The organism is Methylobacterium sp. CM6257 (genome assembly GCF_054611515.1).
Map to the genome: position 1 here is coordinate 3,825,365 of NZ_CM137735.1, position 20,964 is coordinate 3,846,328.

At 71.2% G+C, this 20,964-nt stretch carries 19 protein-coding genes; 7 read left to right on the forward strand and 12 right to left on the reverse strand.

What is annotated here, in order from left to right; genetic code table 11:
- Positions 1–75: 75 nt before the first annotated feature.
- From argC to ACYCO6_RS18735, 6 genes are all read right to left on the reverse strand, one after another.
- A complete protein-coding gene (argC, locus tag ACYCO6_RS18710; protein ID WP_459762086.1) occupies positions 76–1,026 on the reverse strand; it encodes an N-acetyl-gamma-glutamyl-phosphate reductase in 951 nt (316 codons plus the stop codon).
- A gap of 163 nt (positions 1,027–1,189) precedes the next feature.
- Positions 1,190–1,675 carry a 30S ribosomal protein S9 gene (rpsI, locus tag ACYCO6_RS18715; protein WP_459762088.1) on the reverse strand — a complete coding sequence of 162 codons (486 nt, stop codon included), beginning with the start codon at positions 1,673–1,675 and terminating at the stop codon, positions 1,190–1,192.
- 2 nt (positions 1,676–1,677) lie between these two features.
- Positions 1,678–2,139, reverse strand: coding sequence for a 50S ribosomal protein L13 (rplM, locus tag ACYCO6_RS18720; RefSeq protein WP_091715165.1), 462 nt, complete (start codon positions 2,137–2,139; stop codon positions 1,678–1,680).
- A 214-nt stretch (positions 2,140–2,353) separates the two neighbouring features.
- The gene (locus ACYCO6_RS18725; RefSeq protein WP_459762091.1) at positions 2,354–2,974 is read right to left on the reverse strand and encodes a CoA-binding protein; all 621 of its coding nucleotides are present in this window, start codon (positions 2,972–2,974) and stop codon (positions 2,354–2,356) included.
- A 57-nt stretch (positions 2,975–3,031) separates the two neighbouring features.
- The gene (locus tag ACYCO6_RS18730; RefSeq protein WP_459762093.1) at positions 3,032–4,318 is read right to left on the reverse strand and encodes a nucleotide sugar dehydrogenase; all 1,287 of its coding nucleotides are present in this window, start codon (positions 4,316–4,318) and stop codon (positions 3,032–3,034) included.
- A 109-nt stretch (positions 4,319–4,427) separates the two neighbouring features.
- Complete coding sequence (locus ACYCO6_RS18735) at positions 4,428–5,846, reverse strand: M20 family metallopeptidase (RefSeq protein ID WP_459762095.1); 1,419 nt, start codon at positions 5,844–5,846, stop codon at positions 4,428–4,430.
- Positions 5,847–6,022: 176 nt separating this feature from the next.
- On the opposite strand from ACYCO6_RS18735, the gene ACYCO6_RS18740 reads away from it, so the two are divergent.
- The 6 genes from ACYCO6_RS18740 to ACYCO6_RS18765 all read left to right on the forward strand — a co-directional run bounded on the left by ACYCO6_RS18740 (position 6,023) and on the right by ACYCO6_RS18765 (position 12,974).
- Positions 6,023–7,813 carry a peptide ABC transporter substrate-binding protein gene (locus ACYCO6_RS18740; RefSeq protein WP_459762097.1) on the forward strand — a complete coding sequence of 597 codons (1,791 nt, stop codon included), beginning with the start codon at positions 6,023–6,025 and terminating at the stop codon, positions 7,811–7,813.
- Positions 7,814–7,830: 17 nt separating this feature from the next.
- Positions 7,831–8,790 (forward strand): ABC transporter permease, encoded by a 960-nt coding sequence (locus ACYCO6_RS18745; protein ID WP_459762099.1) that lies wholly within the window; start codon positions 7,831–7,833, stop codon positions 8,788–8,790.
- Positions 8,756–9,688: an ABC transporter permease gene (locus ACYCO6_RS18750; protein ID WP_459762101.1), complete on the forward strand. Its 933-nt coding sequence runs from the start codon at positions 8,756–8,758 to the stop codon at positions 9,686–9,688. Before ACYCO6_RS18745 ends, ACYCO6_RS18750 begins: the two co-directional genes overlap by 35 nt.
- Positions 9,689–9,693: 5 nt before the next feature.
- Positions 9,694–11,547: an ABC transporter ATP-binding protein gene (locus tag ACYCO6_RS18755; protein ID WP_459762103.1), complete on the forward strand. Its 1,854-nt coding sequence runs from the start codon at positions 9,694–9,696 to the stop codon at positions 11,545–11,547.
- A gap of 149 nt (positions 11,548–11,696) precedes the next feature.
- Positions 11,697–12,752, forward strand: coding sequence for an RNA-guided endonuclease InsQ/TnpB family protein (locus ACYCO6_RS18760; protein ID WP_459762105.1), 1,056 nt, complete (start codon positions 11,697–11,699; stop codon positions 12,750–12,752).
- Positions 12,753–12,830: 78 nt separating this feature from the next.
- Positions 12,831–12,974 (forward strand): hypothetical protein, encoded by a 144-nt coding sequence (locus ACYCO6_RS18765; RefSeq protein ID WP_459762107.1) that lies wholly within the window; start codon positions 12,831–12,833, stop codon positions 12,972–12,974.
- 100 nt (positions 12,975–13,074) lie between these two features.
- On the opposite strand, the gene ACYCO6_RS18770 is transcribed toward ACYCO6_RS18765, so the two are convergent.
- Both ACYCO6_RS18770 and ACYCO6_RS18775 read right to left on the reverse strand, forming a co-directional pair.
- A complete protein-coding gene (locus ACYCO6_RS18770) occupies positions 13,075–13,212 on the reverse strand; it encodes a hypothetical protein (RefSeq protein WP_459762109.1) in 138 nt (45 codons plus the stop codon).
- A gap of 10 nt (positions 13,213–13,222) precedes the next feature.
- Entirely contained in the window at positions 13,223–13,399 is a 177-nt protein-coding gene (locus ACYCO6_RS18775) for a hypothetical protein (RefSeq protein ID WP_459762111.1), read from the reverse strand.
- A gap of 225 nt (positions 13,400–13,624) precedes the next feature.
- On the opposite strand from ACYCO6_RS18775, the gene ACYCO6_RS18780 reads away from it, so the two are divergent.
- A complete protein-coding gene (locus tag ACYCO6_RS18780) occupies positions 13,625–13,927 on the forward strand; it encodes a hypothetical protein (protein WP_459762113.1) in 303 nt (100 codons plus the stop codon).
- A gap of 386 nt (positions 13,928–14,313) precedes the next feature.
- Here ACYCO6_RS18780 and ACYCO6_RS18785 read toward each other — a convergent pair whose 3' ends face one another.
- Genes ACYCO6_RS18785 through ACYCO6_RS18800 form a run of 4 tightly spaced genes read right to left on the reverse strand, consistent with a single transcriptional unit; the run spans position 14,314 to position 20,952 of the window.
- Complete coding sequence (locus ACYCO6_RS18785; protein ID WP_459762115.1) at positions 14,314–15,351, reverse strand: hypothetical protein; 1,038 nt, start codon at positions 15,349–15,351, stop codon at positions 14,314–14,316.
- Positions 15,348–17,309 carry a hypothetical protein gene (locus tag ACYCO6_RS18790; protein WP_459762117.1) on the reverse strand — a complete coding sequence of 654 codons (1,962 nt, stop codon included), beginning with the start codon at positions 17,307–17,309 and terminating at the stop codon, positions 15,348–15,350. The genes ACYCO6_RS18785 and ACYCO6_RS18790 overlap by 4 nt, the downstream gene beginning before the upstream one ends.
- Entirely contained in the window at positions 17,294–18,403 is a 1,110-nt protein-coding gene (locus ACYCO6_RS18795) for a glycosyl hydrolase family 8 (protein WP_459762119.1), read from the reverse strand. The genes ACYCO6_RS18790 and ACYCO6_RS18795 overlap by 16 nt, the downstream gene beginning before the upstream one ends.
- Positions 18,400–20,952 carry a cellulose biosynthesis cyclic di-GMP-binding regulatory protein BcsB gene (locus ACYCO6_RS18800; RefSeq protein ID WP_459762121.1) on the reverse strand — a complete coding sequence of 851 codons (2,553 nt, stop codon included), beginning with the start codon at positions 20,950–20,952 and terminating at the stop codon, positions 18,400–18,402. Before ACYCO6_RS18800 ends, ACYCO6_RS18795 begins: the two co-directional genes overlap by 4 nt.
- Between the last annotated feature and the right edge of the window lie 12 nt (positions 20,953–20,964).

The window sequence follows — 20,964 nt, forward strand, 5'->3', positions numbered from 1 at the left end:
CGGCTCGGATGCCCGTCCGGGCAAGCTGTCATGGTCCGAAACCCGCCCGCCGTGCCCGCTCCTTCCGCGGCGCTCTCAGCCGTCGAGCCCGAGCATCAGCCCGAGATTCTGCACCGCCGCCCCGGAGGCGCCCTTGCCGAGATTGTCGAGGCGCGCCACCAACACCGCCTGGCCGTGCTCGGACGAGCCGAACACCCGCAGCTCCAGCCGGTCGGTGTCGTTGAGATCCTCCGGCTCGATCTTCTCGCGGTGTGCGCCCGTCGCGGCCCCCGGTACGACCTGCACCAGCGGCTGACCGGCGTACCAGTCGCGCAAGGTGGCCTCCAGGTCGGCGGCCGTGGGCCGGCCCGGTAGCGTTTCCAAGTGGAGCGGAACGCTCACCAGCATGCCCTGCCGGAAATTGCCCACGGACGGCACGAAGATCGGCCGCCGGGAGAGCCCGCTGTAGAGCTGCAACTCCGGCAGGTGCTTGTGGGCGAAGCCGAGGCCGTAGAGCTGGAACGGCGGCGCCGTGCCCTGCTCGTAGGCCTCGATCATGCTCTTGCCGCCACCGCTGTAGCCGCTCACCGCGTTGATGCTGATCGGGTGATCGGCCGGGATCAGGCCACCCTCGACCAGGGGGCGCAGGAGCGCGATCCCCCCGGTCGGGTAGCAGCCGGGATTGGCCACCCGCCGGGCGCGGGCGATCGCCGCGCCCTGCTCCCGGGTCATCTCCGGGAACCCGTAGGTCCAGCCCGGGGCGACCCGGTGGGCGGTGCTGGCGTCGAGCACCCGGGGGCCGCCGCCCGGCAGGCTGTCGGCGAGCGCCACCGTCTCCTTGGCGGCCGCGTCCGGAAGGCAGAGCACCACGAGGTCGACCTCGGCCAGCAGCGCGCGCTTGGCTTGCGGATCCTTGCGGTGCTCGGGCGCGATGCTGCGCAGGGCGACCCGCCCGTCGCGCTCCAGGCGCTCGCGAATGCCGAGACCGGTAGTGCCGGCCTCGCCGTCGATGAACACGGTGGGCTTCGTCGCGCCTTCGCCAGCCATCGTCCGTCTCGCTGTCTACGCTATGCCGTGCCGCCCGAGTCGGGCATCGCAGCCGGGGATCAGGTGCGCGCCGTGCAACAGCCTGTCAACGGCCGGGTCTTGAAACGCGAAAGGGCGGCCCCCGCAGGAACCGCCCTCTCCGTGACACCGGTGTGACCGGGTCTTAACGCTTCGAGAACTGGAAGCTGCGGCGGGCCTTCTTGCGGCCGTACTTCTTACGCTCGACCACGCGGGCGTCGCGGGTGAGGAAGCCCTCACGCTTGAGCGGCGCGCGCAGCTCCGGCTCGTAGTAGGTCAGCGCCTTCGAGAGGCCGTGGCGCACCGCGCCGGCCTGGCCCGAGAGGCCGCCGCCCGCCACCGTGACGGTGATGTCGTACTGGTCGACGCGGCCGGCGATCTCCAGCGGCTGGCGCAGGATCATGCGCAGCACCGGACGGGCGAAGTAGGTCTCCACCGGGCGCTTGTTGATCGTGACCGTGCCGTTGCCGGGCTTGATCCAGACGCGGGCGACCGCGTCCTTGCGCTTGCCGGTGGCGTAGGCGCGGCCCTGCGCGTCCAGCTTCTGGACGTGGACGGGGGCCTCGTTGGCGGAATCGACCGCGCCGGTATTCGCCCGGTTGAGGTCGGCGAGGGACTGCAGGGTCGCCATGATCAAGCGCTCACGTTCTTGCGGTTGAGGGCGCCGACGTCGAGCGCCTGCGGCTGCTGGGCCTCATGCGGGTGCTCGGCGCCCTTGTAGACGCGGAGGTTGCCGAGGATCTGACGGAAGAGCGGGCCACGCGGCAGCATGCGCTCGACGGCCTTCTCGACCACGCGCTCGGGGAACCGGCCCTCGAGGATGAACTTGGCCGTGCGCTCCTTGATGCCGCCCGGATAGCCCGTGTGGTAGAAGTAGCTCTTCTGCGTGTACTTGCGGCCGGTGAACTTCACCTTGTCCGCGTTGATGACGATGACGTTGTCGCCGCAATCGACGTGGGGCGTGTAGGCGGCCTTGTGCTTGCCGCGCAGGCGCATCGCCACGATCGACGCGAGCCGGCCCACCACGAGGCCCTCCGCGTCGATCACGATCCACTTCTTGTCGACCTCGGCGGGCTTCAGCGAGGTGGTCTTCATAGCCAAATCCCAGGGGTTCCGATGGATCAAAGCCCCGACGGGTCGGGGTGTCGAAAACATCGGGGTGCCGAAAAACGAGCCGCCGCGTGGGGACACGCGGCGGCGGTGGCGGGTGCATAGCCGGGCGCGGCTGGCGCGTCAACAGCGGAATGCGAGATCGCGAAAACGCAAGCCGCCAGAAGGCGTTTGCGATAGTGGTATCATGATACCGCTCCTACTCGCTGCGCCGGCCCCGCTCCGCGATGGTGAGCTTCTGGACGCCCCTGGCCGCCAGCACCGGTTTCCTGGCGCTGAGGATGCGGGAATTCACGCCGGTCCAGCCGATCTCGCCCGAGAGGCGCCCGTACTCGATCTTGGGGCAGCGGTTCATGATCACCGTGACTCCCTGTGCCTCGGCCCGGGCGGCGGCCGCGTCGTCGCGCACGCCGAGCTGCATCCAGATCACCTTCGGCAGGGGAGCCAGCGCCAGCGCCTCGTCCACCAGCGGCCCGGCCGCAGCGGAGTTGCGGAAGATCTCGACCATGTCGATCGGCTGGTCGCCCAGGGCCGCTTGGACCTCGGCGAGCGAGCCCGCGACCCGGCGCCCGAGCAGGTCCTGTCCGGCGAGGCCGGGATTGACCGGCGTCACCGCGTAACCCCGGTCGAGCAGGTACTTCAGCACGATCCAGCTCGGGCGCGCCGGGTTCGCGGAGGCGCCGACCAGCGCGATCGTGCGCGTGGTGTTGAGGATCGCGCGGATCTGCGCGTCGGAGTAGCGCGCGTGCCGGTCCGCGGCGTCCGTGCCGGCCCCGCTGACGGGCTGGGTCGGCCGGTGATCGTTGCCCGTCTCGTTCATGGGGTCCGCCTCGTTCTCCGCATCATCGCAGGGCCCCTGGCCGGCCGGAAGCGGCCGTCACAGGCGCCACACCTCGTAGCCCAGCCGCTCGAACGCCGCCCGGTCGTGGAGCGACTTCACGTCGACGATCAGGCCGCCCGGTCGCACCCGGGCGGCGATCTCCTCCGGCGCGAGCCGGGCGTATTCCAGATGCGGAACGGCGATCACCAGGGCGTCGGCATCCCCGGGCAGGTCGGCCCAGTCGACGAGGTCGAGGCCGTACTCGGCCCGGGCCTCCGCCGCTGCAGCCCGGGGATCGTGGACCGACACGGCGCAGCCGAACTCCGCCAGCTCCCGGACGAGGTCGGCGACCTTGGAATTGCGCAGGTCCGCGCAGTTCTCCTTGAAGGTCAGGCCCAGCACGATGACCTTCGCGCCCCGGGCGCTGCCGCCCTGCCGGACGATCCGCTTCACCGTCTTGCGGGCGACGTGGGCGGCCATGCTGTCGTTGATGCGCCGCCCCGCCAGGATCACCTGCGGGTGGTAGCCGATCATCGCGGCCTTGTGGGTCAGGTAGTACGGGTCGACGCCGATGCAGTGGCCGCCGACGAGGCCCGGGCGGAACGGCAGGAAGTTCCACTTGGTCCCGGCCGCCTGCAGGACCTCCAGCGTGTCGAGGTCGAGCCTGTCGAAGATCAGCGACAGCTCGTTCATGAGCGCGATGTTGAGGTCGCGCTGGGTGTTCTCGATGACCTTGGCGGCCTCCGCGACCCGGATGGAGGAGGTGGGATGGATGCCCGCCTCGATGATCGTGCCGTAGAGGGCGGTGAGCCGCGCCAGGGTCTCCGGTGTGTCGCCCGAGACGATCTTCACCACCTTGGCGAGGCTGTGTTCGGTGTCGCCCGGATTGATCCGCTCCGGCGAGTAGCCGACCGAGAACCCGTCCTTCCAGCGCAGGCCGGAATGCCGTTCGAGGACCGGAACGCAGATCTCCTCGGTGGCGCCCGGATAGACCGTGGATTCGAACACCACGGTCGCCCCGGGCCTCATATGCTGCCCGACCAGCGCGGAGGCCCGGACGAGCAGGTCGAAGTCCGGGCTCTGCGCCGCGTCGACCGGGGTTGGGACCGTGACGATGATCACGTCGACCCCCGACAGGAGCGCCGGATCGTCCGTGATCGCGAGGTGTCCGGCGGCCCGGAACGCCTCGGCGTCGATCTCGCCGGCGGGATCGAGACCGGCCCGGTAGGCCGCCACCTTGGTGGCGGATTGCTCGTAGCCGATCGTGCGCCGCGTCTTGCCGAAGGCCAGGGCGAGCGGGAGCCCGACATAGCCGAGGCCGACGATTGCCACGCTCTCCGTCACACCGGATCCCTCCGCGGGCTGGGCTGCATCGATGACGGCCTCGCCCCGTCGTGGCGCGTATAGGATCGGCTCACGCCCGCGTCGACCCGCCGCGCCGGGGAGGATCGGCTCAGGCCAGCGACATGCGCAGCGGCGGCTCGATCTCCGGCGGCAGGGGCGAGACGTAGCCGCCCGCGCCGACCCGGCGGGCGAGGTCCGCCCTGGCGGCCGCGCGCAGGCCGTCATCGGTGAGCGCCCGCAGGGCCGTTCCGGCCATCGCCTTGGCGACCTGCACCATCGCCTTGTGGGCGGCGGGACTGCGCCCCTGCGCCACCACCTGCCACGTGTGGAACGGCGTGCCCACCGCCACCGTCGGCGCGTGAGCCTGCACGGTCGGCACCACCCAGCTCACGTCGCCGACATCCGTCGAGCCGACCGCCGGGTTGCGCGGGGCATCGAGCGGCACGAGGAAATCGGCGAGCGGTGCCTCGGTGCGCGGCATCCCGATGGCGCGGAAGACGGCATCGATATCGCCGTCGCTGAGCGTCGCCCGGATCGTCCGGGCGAAGTCCCGGTCGGCCGCGTCGAAATGCGGGGGCCCGAGCTCCTCCATCACGCCGTGCAGCGCCTGCTCCAGCGGAGCGTTGCCCAGCAGGTTCGACACGGCGCTGACGATCCGCACCTCGACCTCGGTCTCGGTCATCAGGGCGGCGCCTGCAGCGATCTTCTTCACCCGCTCCACCAGCGCCAGCATGCCCGGGAGGTCGCGCGCCCGGATCGAGTAGCGCACGGTCGCGCTCGCCTGGACGACGTTGGGGGCGATGCCGCCCGCGTCGAGATAGGCGTAGTGCACCCGCGCGTCCGAGGGCATGTGCTCGCGCATGTAGTTCACGCCGACGCTCATCAGCTCGACGGCGTCGAGCGCCGAGCGCCCGAGATGCGGGGCCGCCGCCGCGTGGGCGGTGCGCCCGGTGAAGACGAAATCCGCCCGCGTGTTGGCCAGCGCCACGGGCGGGGCCACCTCCCAGAAGCTCGCCGGGTGCCAGGAGATCGCGATGTCGGCGTCGGCGAAGGCGCCCGCGCGCACCATGAAGGCCTTCGCGGCACCCCCCTCCTCGGCCGGGCAGCCGTAGTAGCGCACGCGGCCGGGCGTCCCGGTCTCGGCGAGCCAGTCCTTGACCGCCGTGGCGGCGAGCAGGGCCGCCGCGCCGAGGAGGTTGTGGCCGCAGCCGTGGCCGTGCCCGCCGGCCTCCACCGGCCGGTGTTCGGCGACGCCCGCCTCCTGCGACAGGCCCGGCAGGGCGTCGTACTCCCCCAGGATGGCGATGACCGGACCGCCCTCCCCGGCCTCCCCCATCACGGCCGTGGGAATGCCGGCGACCCGCTCGGTGACTCGGAAACCCTGGTGGCGGAGTTCCGCCACGTGCTCGGCGCAGGAGCGCGTCTCCGTGTAGCAGACCTCCGGCATGCCCCAGACGCGGTCGGAGAGGGCGATCAGCCGCTCCTTCTGCGCGTCGACGTGGCGCCACACGGCGTTGCGGTTATCCATGGCCTGGGTCTCCGGAAGGGCGTGTCGGTCGTCCTCTCGCAGGGTCAGGACCAGGAAACCACGGGGATCGGGCCCTTGGCGACACGTTTCGGTTGAACCGTCACTGGCCCGCCCCTTGCCAAGGGCGCCACCGGAATGTTGCTGTGCCGCTCGCGGCGGTAAACGGGAATGCGTACATGGACGAGCGGGATCTGCGCGGCCTTATCGGGCAGGTGAAGGATGGCCGCCTGTCGCGGCGCGCCTTCGTGCAGCGGATGGTGGCGGTGGGCCTCACCGCGCCCATGGCCGGGCTGATGCTGGCCGGGAACGGGGTCGCGATGGCGGCCGATATCCGGTCCGGCTACAAGCCGACCAAGGCCGGCGGCGGCGGCGCGCTGAAGCTCCTCTGGTGGCAGGCGCCGACGCTGATCAACCCGCATTTCGCCATCGGCACCAAGGACCAGGACGCCTCGCGGATCTTCTACGAGCCGCTCGCCGCCTGGGATCCGGACGGCAACCTCGTGCCGGTGCTGGCCGCCACGATCCCGTCCAAGGAGAACGGGGCGCTCGCCGCCGACGGCCGCTCGGTGGTCTGGACGCTCAAGCCCGGCGTGAAGTGGCACGACGGCAAGCCGCTCACCGCGGACGACCTCGTCTTCACCTGGGACTACGCCCGCGACCCCGCCACCGCGGCGGTGACGGCCGGCTCCTACAAGGATTGCAAGGTCGAGAAGATCGACGATCTCAGCGTGCGGGTCGTGTTCGACAAGCCGACGCCCTACTGGTGCGACGCCTTCGTGGGCATCGTCGGCATGGTGCTGCCGAAGCACCTGTTCGGACCCTACAGCGGCGCCAAGTCCCGGGACGCGCCGCAGAACCTCGCCCCCGTGGGGACCGGGCCGTACCGGTTCGTGGAGTTCCGGCCCGGCGACATCGTCCGCGGCGAGCGCAACCCCGACTACCACCTGCCGAACCGGCCGTACTTCGACACGATCGAGATGAAGGGCGGCGGCGACGCGGTCTCGGCCGCTCGGGCCGTGCTCCAGACCGGCGAGTACGACTACGCCTGGAACATGCTGATCGAGGACGAGGTGCTCAAGCGCCTGGAGACCGGCGGCAAGGGCCGGGTCGACGTCGTCTACGGCGGCAAGCTCGAGTTCCTGCTCCTCAACGCCACCGACCCGAACGTCGAGGTCGACGGTGAGCGATCCTCGATCACGACGAAGCACCCCGCCTTCTCCGACCCGAAGGTGTGCCAGGCGATGAACCTGCTGGTCGACCGCAAGTCGATCCAGACTTACATCTACGGCCGCACCGGCAGGCCCACCGCCAACACGGTCAACGGCCCGGAGCGCTTCGTCTCCAAGAATACGAGCTTCGTCTTCGACCCGGCCAAGGCCAACGCGCTCCTCGACGAGGCCGGCTGGAAGAAGGGCTCCGACGGGATCCGCGCCAAGGACGGCAAGCGGCTCAAGCTGCTGTTCCAGACCTCGATCAACGCTCCGCGCCAGAAGACCCAGGCGATCATCAAGCAGGCGGCCGCCAAGGCGGGCATCGAGATCGAGCTGAAATCGGTGACCGGCTCGGTGTTCTTCTCCTCCGACCCGGCGAACCCCGACACCTGCACGCATTTCTACGCCGACATGGAGATGTACGCCTACAGCATGACGCAGGCTGATCCGGCGATCTGGCTACTCATGTACGCGTCCTGGGAGGTCGCCCAGAAGGCCAACAAGTGGCAGGGCCGCAATGTCGTGCGCTGGCGCAACGCCGCCTACGATGAAGCCTACAACGCCGCCCAGAGCGAGCTCGACCCGGTCAAGCGGGCCGCACTCCTCATCAAGTGCAACGACCTCGCGGTCTCCGAGAACGTCCTGCCGCTGATCCACCGCGCCGAGGTCTCGGCGGTGGGCGCCACGCTCACGGCGCCCCGCAGCGGCTGGGACAACGACCTCTCGTTCCTGCCCGACTGGTACCGGGAGGCCTGAGCGGGAGGCGGCGCGCCATGGGCGCCTACATCCTGCGACGCCTCCTGATCGCGATCCCGAGCCTGCTCGGCATCAGCCTGATCCTGTTTACCGTCCTGGCGCTGGCGCCGGGCGACCCGTTCGGCGAGCTCGCCGCGAACCCGAACGTGCCCCCCGAGGTGCGGGCGGCTCTGCGCGTCAAGTTCGGCCTCGATGACCCGATCTTCACCCGCTACCTGCACTGGCTCACCGCCATGCTGCACGGGGATTGGGGCTTCTCCTTCGCGAGCCGGGTGAACGTCGACACCCTGATCCTGCAGCGGCTGCCGACGACCCTGTTCATCGTCGGCTCCTCGCAGGTGCTGGCGCTGCTCATCGCGATCCCGGTCGGCCTCTACGCCGCGCGCCGGCCCTACTCGCTGGCCGACCAGGTCGCCAACACGCTGGCCTTCGTGGGCTTCTCTCTGCCGACCTTCTTCACGGGCCTGCTGTTCATCCTGCTGTTCTCGATCAAGCTCGGCTGGCTGCCCTTCGTCTACCAGGCCGACCTGCCGGGATCCGGGCTCGCCTGGGTCTGGGCGAACGTCCGGCAGGCGATCATGCCGGTGGCGGTGCTGGGGTTCTTCCAGGCCGCCTCCTACACCCGCTACGTGCGCGCCTCGGCGCTGGATGTCGCCCGCCTCGACTACGTCACCACTGCACGGGCCAAGGGCCTGACCGAAGGCACGGTCACCCGCCGGCACATCGCCCGCAACGCGCTGATCCCGGTGGTGACCCTGGTGGCGCTGCAGATCCCGGCGGTGTTCGGCGGTGCCATCGTCACCGAGCAGATCTTCCGGATCCCCGGGATCGGCTCGCTGCTCATTGACGGGATGCTCTCGAACGACACGCCCGTGGTGATGGCCGTGACCTTCGTGTTCGCCGGCCTCGTCATCCTATTCAACCTCGTCGCGGACCTGCTCTATGGCTGGCTCGACCCTCGCATCGCCCTCCGATGAGGTGCTGGCCCTCGCCCGCGGGCCGGCCTCGCCGGGGCGGGAGACGTGGCGGCGCTTCCGACGGCACCGGCTGGCGCTCGCCAGCGTCGCCGTGCTGGCTTTGCTCGTCGCCGGCGTGGTGTTCGGCGGCCTGCTCTGGCCGGTGGCCATCGACGACATCGATTTCGCCGCCCAGCTTCAGGGGCCGTCCTGGGACCACCCGTTCGGCACCGACGATCTCGGGCAGGATCTCCTCGCCCGTATGATCTACGGCGGGCGGATCTCGCTGGCCGTGGGCTTCGCCGCCATGGCGGTGGCGAGCCTGATCGGGGTGCTGGTCGGCGCGCTGGCCGGCATGTCCCGCCGCTTCCTCGATCCTGCGCTGATGTGGCTGACCGACCTGTTCCTGTCGCTGCCGCAGCTGCCGCTGCTGCTCCTCGTGATCTACCTGTTCCGCGACAGCCTGAAGGCCGTGTTCGGCACCCAGGGCGGCGTGTTCCTGATGATCGTCGCGGTGATCGGCGGCCTGCGCTGGATGCCGGTCGCCCGGCTGGTGCGGGCGCAGTTCCTGAGCTTGCGCGAGAAGGAGTTCGTGGAGGCCGCCCGCTCGCAGGGGGCGACGACCGGGCACCTCGTGCGCCGCCACATCCTGCCGAACGCGCTGGGACCCGTGATCGTGGCGGCCTCCATCGAGGTCTCGGCGGCGATCATCGCGGAATCGACGCTCTCCTTCCTGGGGCTCGGATTCCCGCCGGACATCCCGACCTGGGGCCGGCTGCTGTTCGACGCCAAGGACCACCTCGACGTCGCGCCGCACTGGGCGCTGTTTCCCGGCGGGGCGATCTTCCTGACCGTGCTGTCGATCAACTTCATCGGCGACGGCCTGCGCGACGCGCTCGACCCGCGCCGGGTGTTCTAGGAGCCATGCCCGTGGCGGACCCGATCCTCTCGGTGCGCGACCTCACCGTGTCGTTCCGCTCGGACGGGCGCTGGCGGGAGGTGGTGCACGGCGTCTCCTTCGACGTCGGGCCCCGCGAGACCGTGGCGCTGGTCGGCGAATCCGGCTCGGGCAAGAGCGTCAGTGCCCTGTCGATCCTGCGCCTCCTGCCGCGGGACGCGAGCCGCATCGGCGGCAGCGTGCGCTTCGCGGGCCGCGCGCTGCTCGCCGCCGCCGAGGCCGAGATGCGGCGCGTGCGCGGCGATTCCATCGCCATGATCTTCCAGGAGCCGATGACCTCCCTGAACCCGGTCCTGACCATCGGCTTCCAGATCGCCGAGGCGCTGATCCGGCACCGGGGCCTGTCGCGGTCTGCCGCCGAGGCGGAGGCTCTGCGGCTCCTCGACAAGGTGCGGATCCCCGCGGCCCGCACGCGGCTCCACGAATACCCGCACCGGTTCTCCGGCGGCATGCGCCAGCGGGTGATGATCGCGATGGCGCTCGCCTGCCGGCCCAAGCTCCTGATCGCCGACGAGCCGACCACGGCGCTCGACGTGACGATCCAGGCCCAGATCCTCGACCTGATCAAGAGCCTCCAGGACGAGGAGGGCATGTCGGTCCTGTTCATCACCCACGACATGGGCGTCGTGGCCGAGATCGCCGACCGCACGGTGGTGATGTATCGCGGCCGGGCCGTGGAGGCCGGGCCGACCGGGCGGATCTTCGACGGGCCCGAGGAGCCCTACACACGGGCGCTGCTCGCCGCAGTCCCCCGCCTCGGCGCCATGGCGGGCCGCTCCCGGCCGCTGCGCTTCCCCGTGGTCGACTGCGCGACCGGTGCGACGGCGCCGCTCAACGAGAGGCCCGACACCGTCGAGTCCGCCGAGCGCCCGGTGCTGGAGGTGCGCGACCTGACCACCCGGTTCGACATCCGCTCCGGGCTGCTCGGCCGCGTGACGGGCCGCGTCCACGCGGTGGAGCGGGTCTCGTTCAGCCTCGCGGCGGGCGAGACCCTGGCGCTGGTGGGCGAGTCGGGCTGCGGCAAGTCCACCACCGGGCGCTCGATCCTGCGGCTCGTCGAACCCCTGTCGGGCTCGGTGCTGCTCGATGGCGAGGATATCACGGCCCTGGACCCCAAAACGCTGCGTGCCCGCCGGCAGCGAATGCAGATGATCTTCCAGGACCCGTTCGCCAGTCTCGACCCGCGAATGAGCGTCGGCGCCGCGGTCGCGGAGCCGCTGCTGATCAACCGCCTCGCCACCGCCCGAGAGGCCCGGCGGCGGGCCGAGGACCTGCTGACCCGGGTCGGGCTCGCGCCCGAGATGGCCGGGCGCTTCCCGCACGAATTCTCCGGCGGGCAGCGCCAGCGCATCTGCATCGCCCGGGCGCTCGCCCTGAATCCCCGGCTGATCGTCGCCGACGAGGCGGTCTCGGCGCTGGACGTCTCGGTGAAGGCGCAGGTCGTGAACCTGATGCTCGACCTTCAGGCGGAACTCGGTCTCGCCTACCTGTTCATCTCGCACGACATGGCGGTGGTCGAGCGGGTGAGCCACCGGGTCGCCGTGATGTATCTCGGCGAGATCGTGGAAATCGGTCCGCGTGCGGCGGTCTTCGGCGACCCGCAGCACCCCTACACGAAGAGGCTGCTGGCCGCGGTTCCGGTCCCGGACCCGGCGCGGCGGCGGGACCGGCATGCCCTTCCCGACGACGAGATCCGCTGCCCGATCCGCGCGCCGGATTATGTCGCGCCGGAGCGCCTCTACCGGGAGGTGTCGCCCGGCCATGTCGTGCAGGACTGGGGCTCCGATCGGGCCGAGCCCGCGAGGGGGGTTGCTGCGTGATCGGCCTTCGGGCGCCTGCCCTTGCGCGGACGGCGTGGTGCGTCCAACCCGGATCGCGCATGGGGGTCGTGAGGATGCCTGACCGATTTCCACAGGCCTCGGCCTTCAGGCCGAGGTCGTTTCCGTGCTAGAACGGAAGCGGAACGCCGATGCAGATCACGCTCAAACTTCGCCTGAGGGACAAGCATGGTCCCGGCCTGCGCAGGCAGGCGCGGGCGGTGAACGTCGTGTTCAATTTCTGCAACGAGACGCAGAAGAAGGCCGCACAAGCCCGGCGCAAGTGGCTCTCCGTCTACGACCTGATGAAGCTCACGGCCGGCGCAGGCAAGGAACTCGATCTCCACGCCCACACAATCCAGCGGGTGTGCCGCGCCTACGACGAGGGGCGGAAGGCGCAGAAGAAGCCCTGGTTGCGCTGGCGCGGGCGCAAGTCCCTCGGCTGGGTGCCGTTCAACACCGGCCACGTCGTATTCGACGGCGAGGCCTTCGTCTTTCGCGGCGTGCGCTACGAAGCCATGCACCTGCGGGACGGGCTGGCGCCGGGGATGCGGTTCGGCGCAGGCAGCTTCAACGCCGACGCCAAGGGCTGCTGGTACGTCAATCTGCCCGTCGCGGTGGAGTGCCGCGATCCGCGGCCTGAGAACGCGGTCGGGATCGATCTGGGCCTGAAGACGCTCGCGACCCTCTCGACCGGCAGGAAGATCGAGATGCCGCGCTTCTACCGCGCGAGCGAGCAGGCGCTCGGCACGGCGCAACGGGCGCACAAGACGAAGCGGGCGCGGGCGATCCAGGCCAAGGCGCGCAACCGCCGCAGAGATTTCCTGCACAAGGCCAGCACGGCCCTGTGCGCGGAATACGGGACCATCGTCGTCGGCGATGTCAGCCCGTCGAAGTTGGCCAGGACCACGATGGCGAAGTCAGTGTACGATGCCGGGTGGGCGGGCTTCCGGGAGCAGCTTCGGTACAAGTCCATGAGGAATGGCCGAAGGTATCTGGAAGTCTCGGAGGCCATGAGTTCGCAGACCTGTTCGACATGCGGATCGCGAGATGCGCCGTCGCGGCCGAGAGGTATCGCGGGTCTGGGTCAGAGGAGCTGGCGCTGCGACGCGTGCGGAACCCTGCACGACCGGGACCACAACGCCGCGCTCAACATCCTCCGTGTCGGTCTGGACACGCTGGCAGCAGGAGCCCCCAATGCAGGATGAGGCAAAGAAGCCCCCTCCTTCAGGGCGGGGAGCAGTCACCTCCGCTGGACCGAAGGCCCGGTCCACTGCACCGACCTCGTGGACGAGACCGGCAAGGTGTTCGGCTATGTCGGACCGGTCTCGACGGGCGCGCGCGGCTACATCGTCAAATCCGGGTCGGAATGGCCGCCGCGCCCGGCTGCCTTCGCCGATCATGCCACGGCCGATACGGCCCGCGCCTGAGTCGAGGCCGAGGTCGCGGCGCGAGCCTTCCGACCCGTGCGCATCGTTCGGCTCGACGACGGCCCTGCCTAGCCTGTGCCGGCCCGACGCCGCGCCGTCCTCAGCGCTCCACGTCGGCGGGCTCGTCCCACTCGATGCGGCGCGGTCGAACGGACGAGAGGCCTGCGGCGAGGCCGATCCGCGCTAAAGTCCCGACGACCGCGACGACGGCGCAGACGAGAAGCAGGGTGTCCATCATGACGTCGTGCTCAGGCCAGAGGCCGCCCCGCCCGGTGATGCCGGGCTGCGCGCTGGCGCGCGCGTGCGTTGTGCAGGCGCCGCATCTGCTCCTGCAGCACCTCATCCGGGCTCTGCGGATGGATTGTCATCGCGGGCGAGAGCTGGGCTTCCGGACGGTCGTCACGCAGGGGATAGACTGAATTCACCGCCGCCCTCCTCCGTAGTAATTACAGAGAAGCTTAACCATTTATTAACCATTTGCAACCCGGCCGCCGCCGAGAACCTGTGGGGTGCGATGTCGGCGTGTCGGGCGCGCGCGCGCAGACCCGCGGCGTCGAGCTCCTCCCTCACGGGCAGGCTCGGGCCATCGGCGGGCGCTTCACTCATCCATCCGGCCGGCGAGGCGTTCGGCCGACGCCCGGAAGGTGCCGATGACTCACGCCGAGCGCGCCATCGGGCTGGTCGGGCACCATCGGGCTGGTCGGCCTATCTGCCGTGACGAGGCGCCCGATCGAGGACAGACGATTTTTCGCGGCGTCGCGGTCAAATCAATGCTCGTCGCCACGCCGGACTCCGGCACGCGATGCGTGCCGGCGCGGTTGCGGGAACACGGCGGCGTTTCGACAATCTATCGGCGGCCGTCGACTGTCGCGAGGGCCCCACGCTGGGTGAAACTACTTACGCGCATGACCTTTTCGAACTTTGTGCGGATTCCGGCGTTGCCCGCGATCTGAAGGTGTCCGGACATGAAGATCTCGACGCTCGGCAGCCTGCTCGTCGGTTGCGCGCTTACGCTGCCGGTTGACGCCGTCGCGGCTCCACTATCGGCCCGGTACGGTGCCGAAATGCCCCAGCCGCCGGCATTGCTGGTCGGGGGGGCCTTCACGGGCGTTCCGTGCCCGACACTCTGCCGACCGGCCGCACCGCCCTGCCTATCCGGCAGCCGCTGGTACGGCCCCTACGGATACATCTGCTATCGTTATCGGCCAGGTCCTTTCGTGCTCGCGCCGGCCTACGGCTTGCGCTGACGCCGGACGGCACTGGGACGGGAGCGCCTGAGCCGGCGGCGGCACGGGAGCCGCCCCAACCACCGAAGGGATCCGACGCGATCGGCGCGGCCTCACCATCCGAACGGCGGCGGGGTCGGGCCGCGATAGGCCTGCGGGGGCAGGTCCGTCGACAAGACCTCCTGCCGGCTGGGACGCGGCGGTGGCGCATCGACCGTCGCGCTGGGACGGGGCTGCACAGGGTCCGTCAGGTAGCGTGCCTGACTGGCCGTGTCGGTTCCGGCCGAGTCCGGCCGCGGCACGGCCACGGTCGGCGGTGGGAATCGTCCGGCTGCCCGCTGGGCCGGGCTTGGCGTCGCCGGGGTCTCCGGAGGCAGATCGATGAGCGTCCGGCTCCCGTTGACCGCCACGACCGGCCGGGCGGCGACGATCGGGTTGGGCGCCGGCGCCGCAGCGGCGTCCGGGCTCGTAACAGGCGCGGCGGCGTTCGCCGGGCGGCGCCGCGCCCTATGGGCGCTCTGTCCCGGGGCGACCGGACCCAGGCGCAGGCGCGCCAGATCGGCGATCAGCGCGTCGGTCGAAGCGGTCGGGCCGCGGCCGCAATGCTGGATGCGCAGGGACGCCGATACCGATCCGGTCAGCGGCCACGCCGCGCCCAGCTCGTTCCGTCCCAGCCCGTCGATCCATTGCCACGCGAAGGCGCAGCGGCGGCCGAGCGCGACGCCGATGGGGCCATAGGCATTGTGAGCAGGCTGAGGCAGAACGCGATAGGGGCCGCCGTCGAGGCCGGCGAGTTCGGCCGCGATGCCTCGGCGGGTGGGCTTCTCCATCCTGAGAGCGCCGCCGGCAGCCCCGGTGCCCAGCGTCAGATCGGCCCGGCTCGTGCCGTCCGAGCCGAACCGGATCTTCTGGCGCAATCCCTCCGGAGTGCGCGTCTCGTCCACCAGGACAGGGCGTCCGGCCGCGGGCAGCGACAGGAGCGGCGCAACATGCGCGGAACCCTCCAGGGCGGTGAAGACCGGCCCCGAGGCCGACGTGCGGGCGGATGAACTCCGCACCGTGTTGCAGGCTCCCAGTGAGACGCAGACCAGCGCGGCCGCTCCGGCCTGCAGCACGTGAGATCGGATCCGCAGCGCCACCATCGGGTTCATCGGTCTTGTGTCTCGCTGCGAGAAGCGCCGCGGGGGGCCGCTGCGGCTGAATCGAAGGGACCGAATCGGTCGCTGTCGCGCGCCTGGGCGGTTCGGGAACCGCCGCCGAAGGCACCGCCGGCAACGTCATTCTGGGCCAGCGTACCCGCCGGCGGCACCGGCTGGGCGGCCTGCGGCGTCGCCCGGTCGAGACCGTTCCAGCCGGGAAGCAGGGTGAAGCCGTAGCGCTCGTAGGGCATGGCTCCCACGCCCGGCACGCGACGGGCGACGAGCGGCGGGGTGCCACGCGGCTCGCGCAGGAACTCGGCCTCGCGCCCCTGGTCGGTCGGTTCGGGGAACCGCAGCGGGTTCTCCGCCGCCACGGCGACCGGGAACTCGCCGCGCTTGACCGGAATGGCGCGGAGCTGCGCCGCGGCCGGGACAGGCTTCGGCACACGCGCCTGCGCAGCGGCGGCCGTCTGCACGGCGGCTGGGCCGGGCCGGACCGGGTCGCAGGGATGGGGCTTCTGCGTGTCCGGCTGCGGCAGCGCGAGCTCGACCACCGTCGGATACAGGCCGTCGTATCGGTTGATCACCTCGACGAACTCGCGGGTCCGCTTCAGCCGCCCGAGCGTGAGCGCGTACCCCAGCACGGCGGCTTCCTGCGGCTTCCAGGCCGTCGCGCGCTGGAACCAGTCGACGGCGGCCTCGAACTGGCAGGCGTTGTAGGCGTACCAGCCGAGCGCCTGGGCCCCCTCGCCGGAGGTGGTCGCGAGGACAAGCTTGGCGAAGCGGTCGAGCCGTCCGGCATCGACCGGTGCGACGGGACTCAGCGTCAGCTGGCGCTCCATCATGTCCATGTAGAGCGCGGTGTTCGTGACCGACGGGCCGCGCCACGCGAAGGCGATCTCCTCGGCCTCGCGATCCTGCCCCAGTTCGCGCAGCGACAGGGCGAGGCCGGTCGCGACCCGCGCATCGCCGCCGCGGGCGATGGCCATCTTGAACCAGTCCAGCGCCTCCCGGAACTGGCGCCGCCGATAGGCATACCAGCCGAGCAGGCTGATCTGGTCGGGCATGCCCGACTTGCGCATCGCCTCACCCAGCGCCGCGAGTTCGGCCGGCTCGATCCGGCCTGCGGGCTCGTCGTGCAGGAACGCCGCGATGCGCGCACGCGTGACGTCCAGCCGGATGGCCTGGAACTCGCCGCTCCCGTCAGCGGCCGGGTGAGCGAGGGTGAGCAGCGTCTCGACCTGCGCCATCGGCAGGACGGCCATCGCCTTCTGCACGGTCGCGAGGCGAAGGGCCGTCTCGGTCTGGCCCTCCAGGATGGCCCGGTAGGCCGCGGCCGCCTGCGCGGTTGCCCCCGTGCGCGCGTATGCCTCCGCGACGAGCCACGCGATGTCGATGTCGAGGTCGCGCAGGGCGCTCGGCGACGCGTTGGCCCGGGCGAGGATGCTGTCCCAATCGCCGTTCTGCTCGGCCGCCTTGACCTCGCCGCGGAGTGTCCCGCGGTTCAGCTTGCGCGCCAGATCGTCCGACGGGCGCCACTCGGGCTCAACGGCTTGGCGCGCCGCGATGGCGGCACGCAGCTCCACGATGCGGCCGGCCGTGAACAGGTCCCACAGCGGCGCCTCCTCGGGCGGGCTCGGCTTCAGCGTGTCGAGATCGGTCGGAACGGTCCAGTTCGGATACCGCCGCCGCAGACGCGCGATCTCGGCCTGCACCCGCTCGGTCTGGTGCTGGGCCGCATAATAGCGCAGGCCGCTCTCGTCGACGATCGCGGGGCCGGCCGCTTGGCCCTCCTGACCGCCGAGGATGACCGGCGCGCGACCTTCATCGAGCCGGACGATCGTCGCAGGTCCGCGCGGGGCGGCCGTCGCGGGCTCCGCGCGCAGGGCGTCGATCCCACCGGCGACGTCGAGCCCCAACCCCGCCACGAGTGACAGCGCCGCGCCGCCCCGCCTCAGCGCCCGAGACATGACCGATACCTCGTGTTGGCGGCGACGAGCGCCAGCAGATGGAGCGTTGCGGGGTAGTAGTTCTCGGCCGGGGCCGGCTCGGCGAAGCCGGCCGGAAGCGGCGTGCCCGACACGGCACAGGCGACCAGCGCCGGGATGGCCGCGTAACCCGGCTCCTGAAGCCTGCCCGCCACTTGCCCGCTCGCGAGATCGAGGCTCGGCAGACCCGCGGGATCGGGCTCCGCCCAGAGCTTGACGAAAGGCTCGTAGGCGCGCCGGTCGCCGTGACCGGCCAGGGCAAGGTACAGCGGCACGCGCACGGCGTTGTACGAGAAGGTCGCCGGGAAGCCCTCGGCCGGCCTCGGCGCTCCCCCGCGCATGGAGATCCACTCGGTCGGCAGCTTCGCGTCGCCGAAACGGGCCCGCAGAACCAGATCGAGCCCCGCGGCCTTGAGCCGGCCCCAGTCGAATTCCGGCGCGAGCGCCGCGAGCTTCGTGAAGGCCGGGAACACCCAGTAGGACAGGTTCACCACCGGTCCGTCCGCACGATCCTCCGCGGAGAACCCCGCCATGCCGGGCAGGAGCAGCGGTCCGCCCTCGACCGTGAACAGGATCGTGCGCTTGGCGAGATCGACCGCGATGCGCCGCCCGGCGAGGCGATACCCGTCGTCCGACCATGCGTCGCCGGCCTCGGCGAGCGCCCAGGCGACCAGAATGTCCCCGTCCGTGGCGTTGTTGGTGTCGGCGACGCCCGGGCGCTTGTCGGGCTCCCAGCGCCAGGCCAGGAGCGAATCGTTGCGCACCATCAGGTTCGCGCGGGTCCAGCCCCAGATCCGCTGGAACGCGTCGCGGTCGCCCGCCGCCACGGCCAGCAGCATGCCGTAGCCCTGGCCCTCGCTGTGGCTGATGCGCCCGTTGCCGGTGTCGACGACGCGCCCCTGATCGGTCACGAAGCGGCTCTTGTAGCTGCGCCACGCGGTGGTGTCGGCGATGGCGTTCAGGAGCGGCATCGTCTCGGTCCCGCGCTCGGCAGAGGGCGGCGCCTCAGCCGCGGCCGGAACGATGAGCATGAGGGCGAGGAGCGGAGTGGCGAGCGGCGCGAGCAGACGTCTCATCGGTCGGTCTCCCGGTCGTCGCCTTCGGACGGTCTCACCGCGCCGGCGCGCCCGATATTGCGGAGCATCGCCTGCGTGCTGAGGCCGAGGACGATGGCGGCCGCGAAGAGCACGAGCACGAAGGTATTGGGGTTCGTCGAGAACCAGCCCGCCAGCATCAGCCGCGTGTTCTCGAAGGATCGCGGCTCCGTCTCCAGAATCTGGGTCTGGTTGGAGGCATACGTCGTGACGGCGCCGTCATTGGCGTCGATGACGGCCACCCGGCCCTGGAGCTGGCCCCAGACCGCCGGCGTGCCGAGGCAGATCGCGGCGGCCTGCAGGGTCGCACCGTTCGGGGCGGTGAAGACCGTGAGCACGGAGTCGGGGTCGCGGCCGGCGACGCCCTGACCGACGACCATCGAGGCGCGGGCGCTCACCGCGACGGGCTGATCGCGGATCTGATCGGTTATCCATTGGCCCGCCGTGGTGACGGCGTCGTTCGCGGCCGCCCGGAGCGAGGCCGCGACACCGGAGAGGCGATCACCGACGGAATCCCGTCCCCGCAGGGCGGTGGTCCAGGACGAGACGAGATCGCGCGCCTCGCCGTCGGGATCGGCGCTCCGGGCGCGTCGGAGACCCGGCTGCGCGCCGCGCGAGGCCGAGACCGGCAGCGCGCAGGCCGGCGGCACGTCGTGGCGCAGGCGGTCGATGCTGATGCCCGGGAGTGCCTCGGGCTGGCCGGGCACGGTTCCCCCGGAGGCGCGCCCTTCCCAGATCTTCCGGATCTGCTCCGAGTCGAGGCCGACCGCGCGCAGGATGTCCGGGTCGAGGGCGCGTGCCGGCGCGACGACGACCGTGGGGGCACGGCGCTGCAGAGCCGATTCATTGCCCAGCTCGAACGCGATCGGACGTCCGGCCGCCACGGCCATCCGCACCGCGATCGTGGCCGCGGCCGACATGGATTCGCGGTCCGGCGTCGGTACGACGAGCCTGGGCCGATGCGCCGCGTCGGCATAGGGCAGGCCGCCACTGGTCGTGGCCGCGAGGTCCGGGAGCCGGAGCGCCCGGGCGAGCGGCGGCAGCGTCAGCGTCGTATCGTTCAGGAACAGGAAGCGCTTGCGCTCGGCGCCGCCGTCCTCGCAGGTCCGGTCCGCCGCGGAGGGGAGCAGCGCCGTGACCTCGATGTGGTTGCGCCCCGGACGCCAGCGCCCGAGCGGCAGAGGCATGACGGCGTTGCGGAACACGTCGCCGTCGGAGCGCGGCAAGGCGTTGCTGGCGACGTTGCGGCCGTTCACGTCGATGATGATCTGCGCGCCGGGCTCGAGGCCCGCGGCGTAGCCGCCGGCCAGCGCCAGACTCGCCTTCGCGTAATCGGCCGGAATGAAGTCCGCGGGCAGCGAGACGTCGAACCCCGTCCGGAACAGGCGGCCGGAGAACTCGCGGTTCTGCACGCCGAAGCGGGCGAGCGGGAGCGTCTCCCCGCCCTTCGTCTCCAGGCCGCGGGACAGCTGGAGCAGGCGCAGGCCCTGCGGACTTCCCGTCGCCTCGTGGGCGGCGGTGGCCGTCAGGACCGCGGACGCGGCGTCGAGCTCGGCGGCCCCGCTTCCGGGCACGATCAGGGTCGCCGACCGCTCGGCCGCGGCGGGCAGGAAGGTGAGGGCTTGGCCGCCCATCATCTGCGCCGGATCATATCCCGGCAGCTCTCGCAGCTCGTCGGGCGTGCCGATCACGAGGTTGAGCCCCTCGGGCCCCTTGAGCGGCGGTCCGAACTCCACGGCGACGTGCGCGTAGTGGCCGGTGAGCGCGACGCGCTGCACGACCGAGATGATCTTCTCGAAGGTGGCGAAGCCCGGTTTGCTGCGCAGGACGACGCGGATCGGCACGATGCCGCGCGCGTCCGGGGCGATTGCGGGCAGATCGCGCAGGGCGCGCACGGCCTCGATCCCGGCCGGCATCACGAGGCCGGTCCAGGACGGGTCGATCTGGGTCCACAATTCGTAGGTGGCCTGCATGGAGCAGTCGACGCGATGGCGCTGCACGGCCGAGATCGCGATCGCGTTGTAGCCAGGCTTGAGCACGCCAGCGGGGATGTCGAACTCGATGACCCGCACGGCGCCCGGCGCCTTGATGGGCGTGTGGCCGAGGACGACGTCATTGACCGACGCGGTCAGGGTCGAGGCTTCCGGCACGACCGAGATGGCCGCGAGATAGCCGACGCGGAGCCGCAGGCGCTCCCGGGCCTGCTCGGCCGTGACGTAGACGGGCCATTGCAGAAGGCTCTCCTCGCCCTTCAGGCGGAGGCTCTCGCCGATCGCCGGCAGCGGGCGCTGCGGCAGCGGGGCGGGAGCCTGGGGAACCGCGGTCTGTGAGGAGGCCCTGACGGAATCCGCCTGCGGAGCCTCGGACCGACGGGAGACAGGGCCGGACGGCTCGTCGCTGGGCACTGCCAGGGACCGCGGTGCGCCGCGGCCGAGGAAGCTCTGGGCGCTCGCGGGCGCGACCGAGCCGAGGATCAGGTTGGCCGCGAGCATCACCGGCGTGGCGCGGCCGAGGGCGGACGAAAGACGCATCGGGGTCCCCAT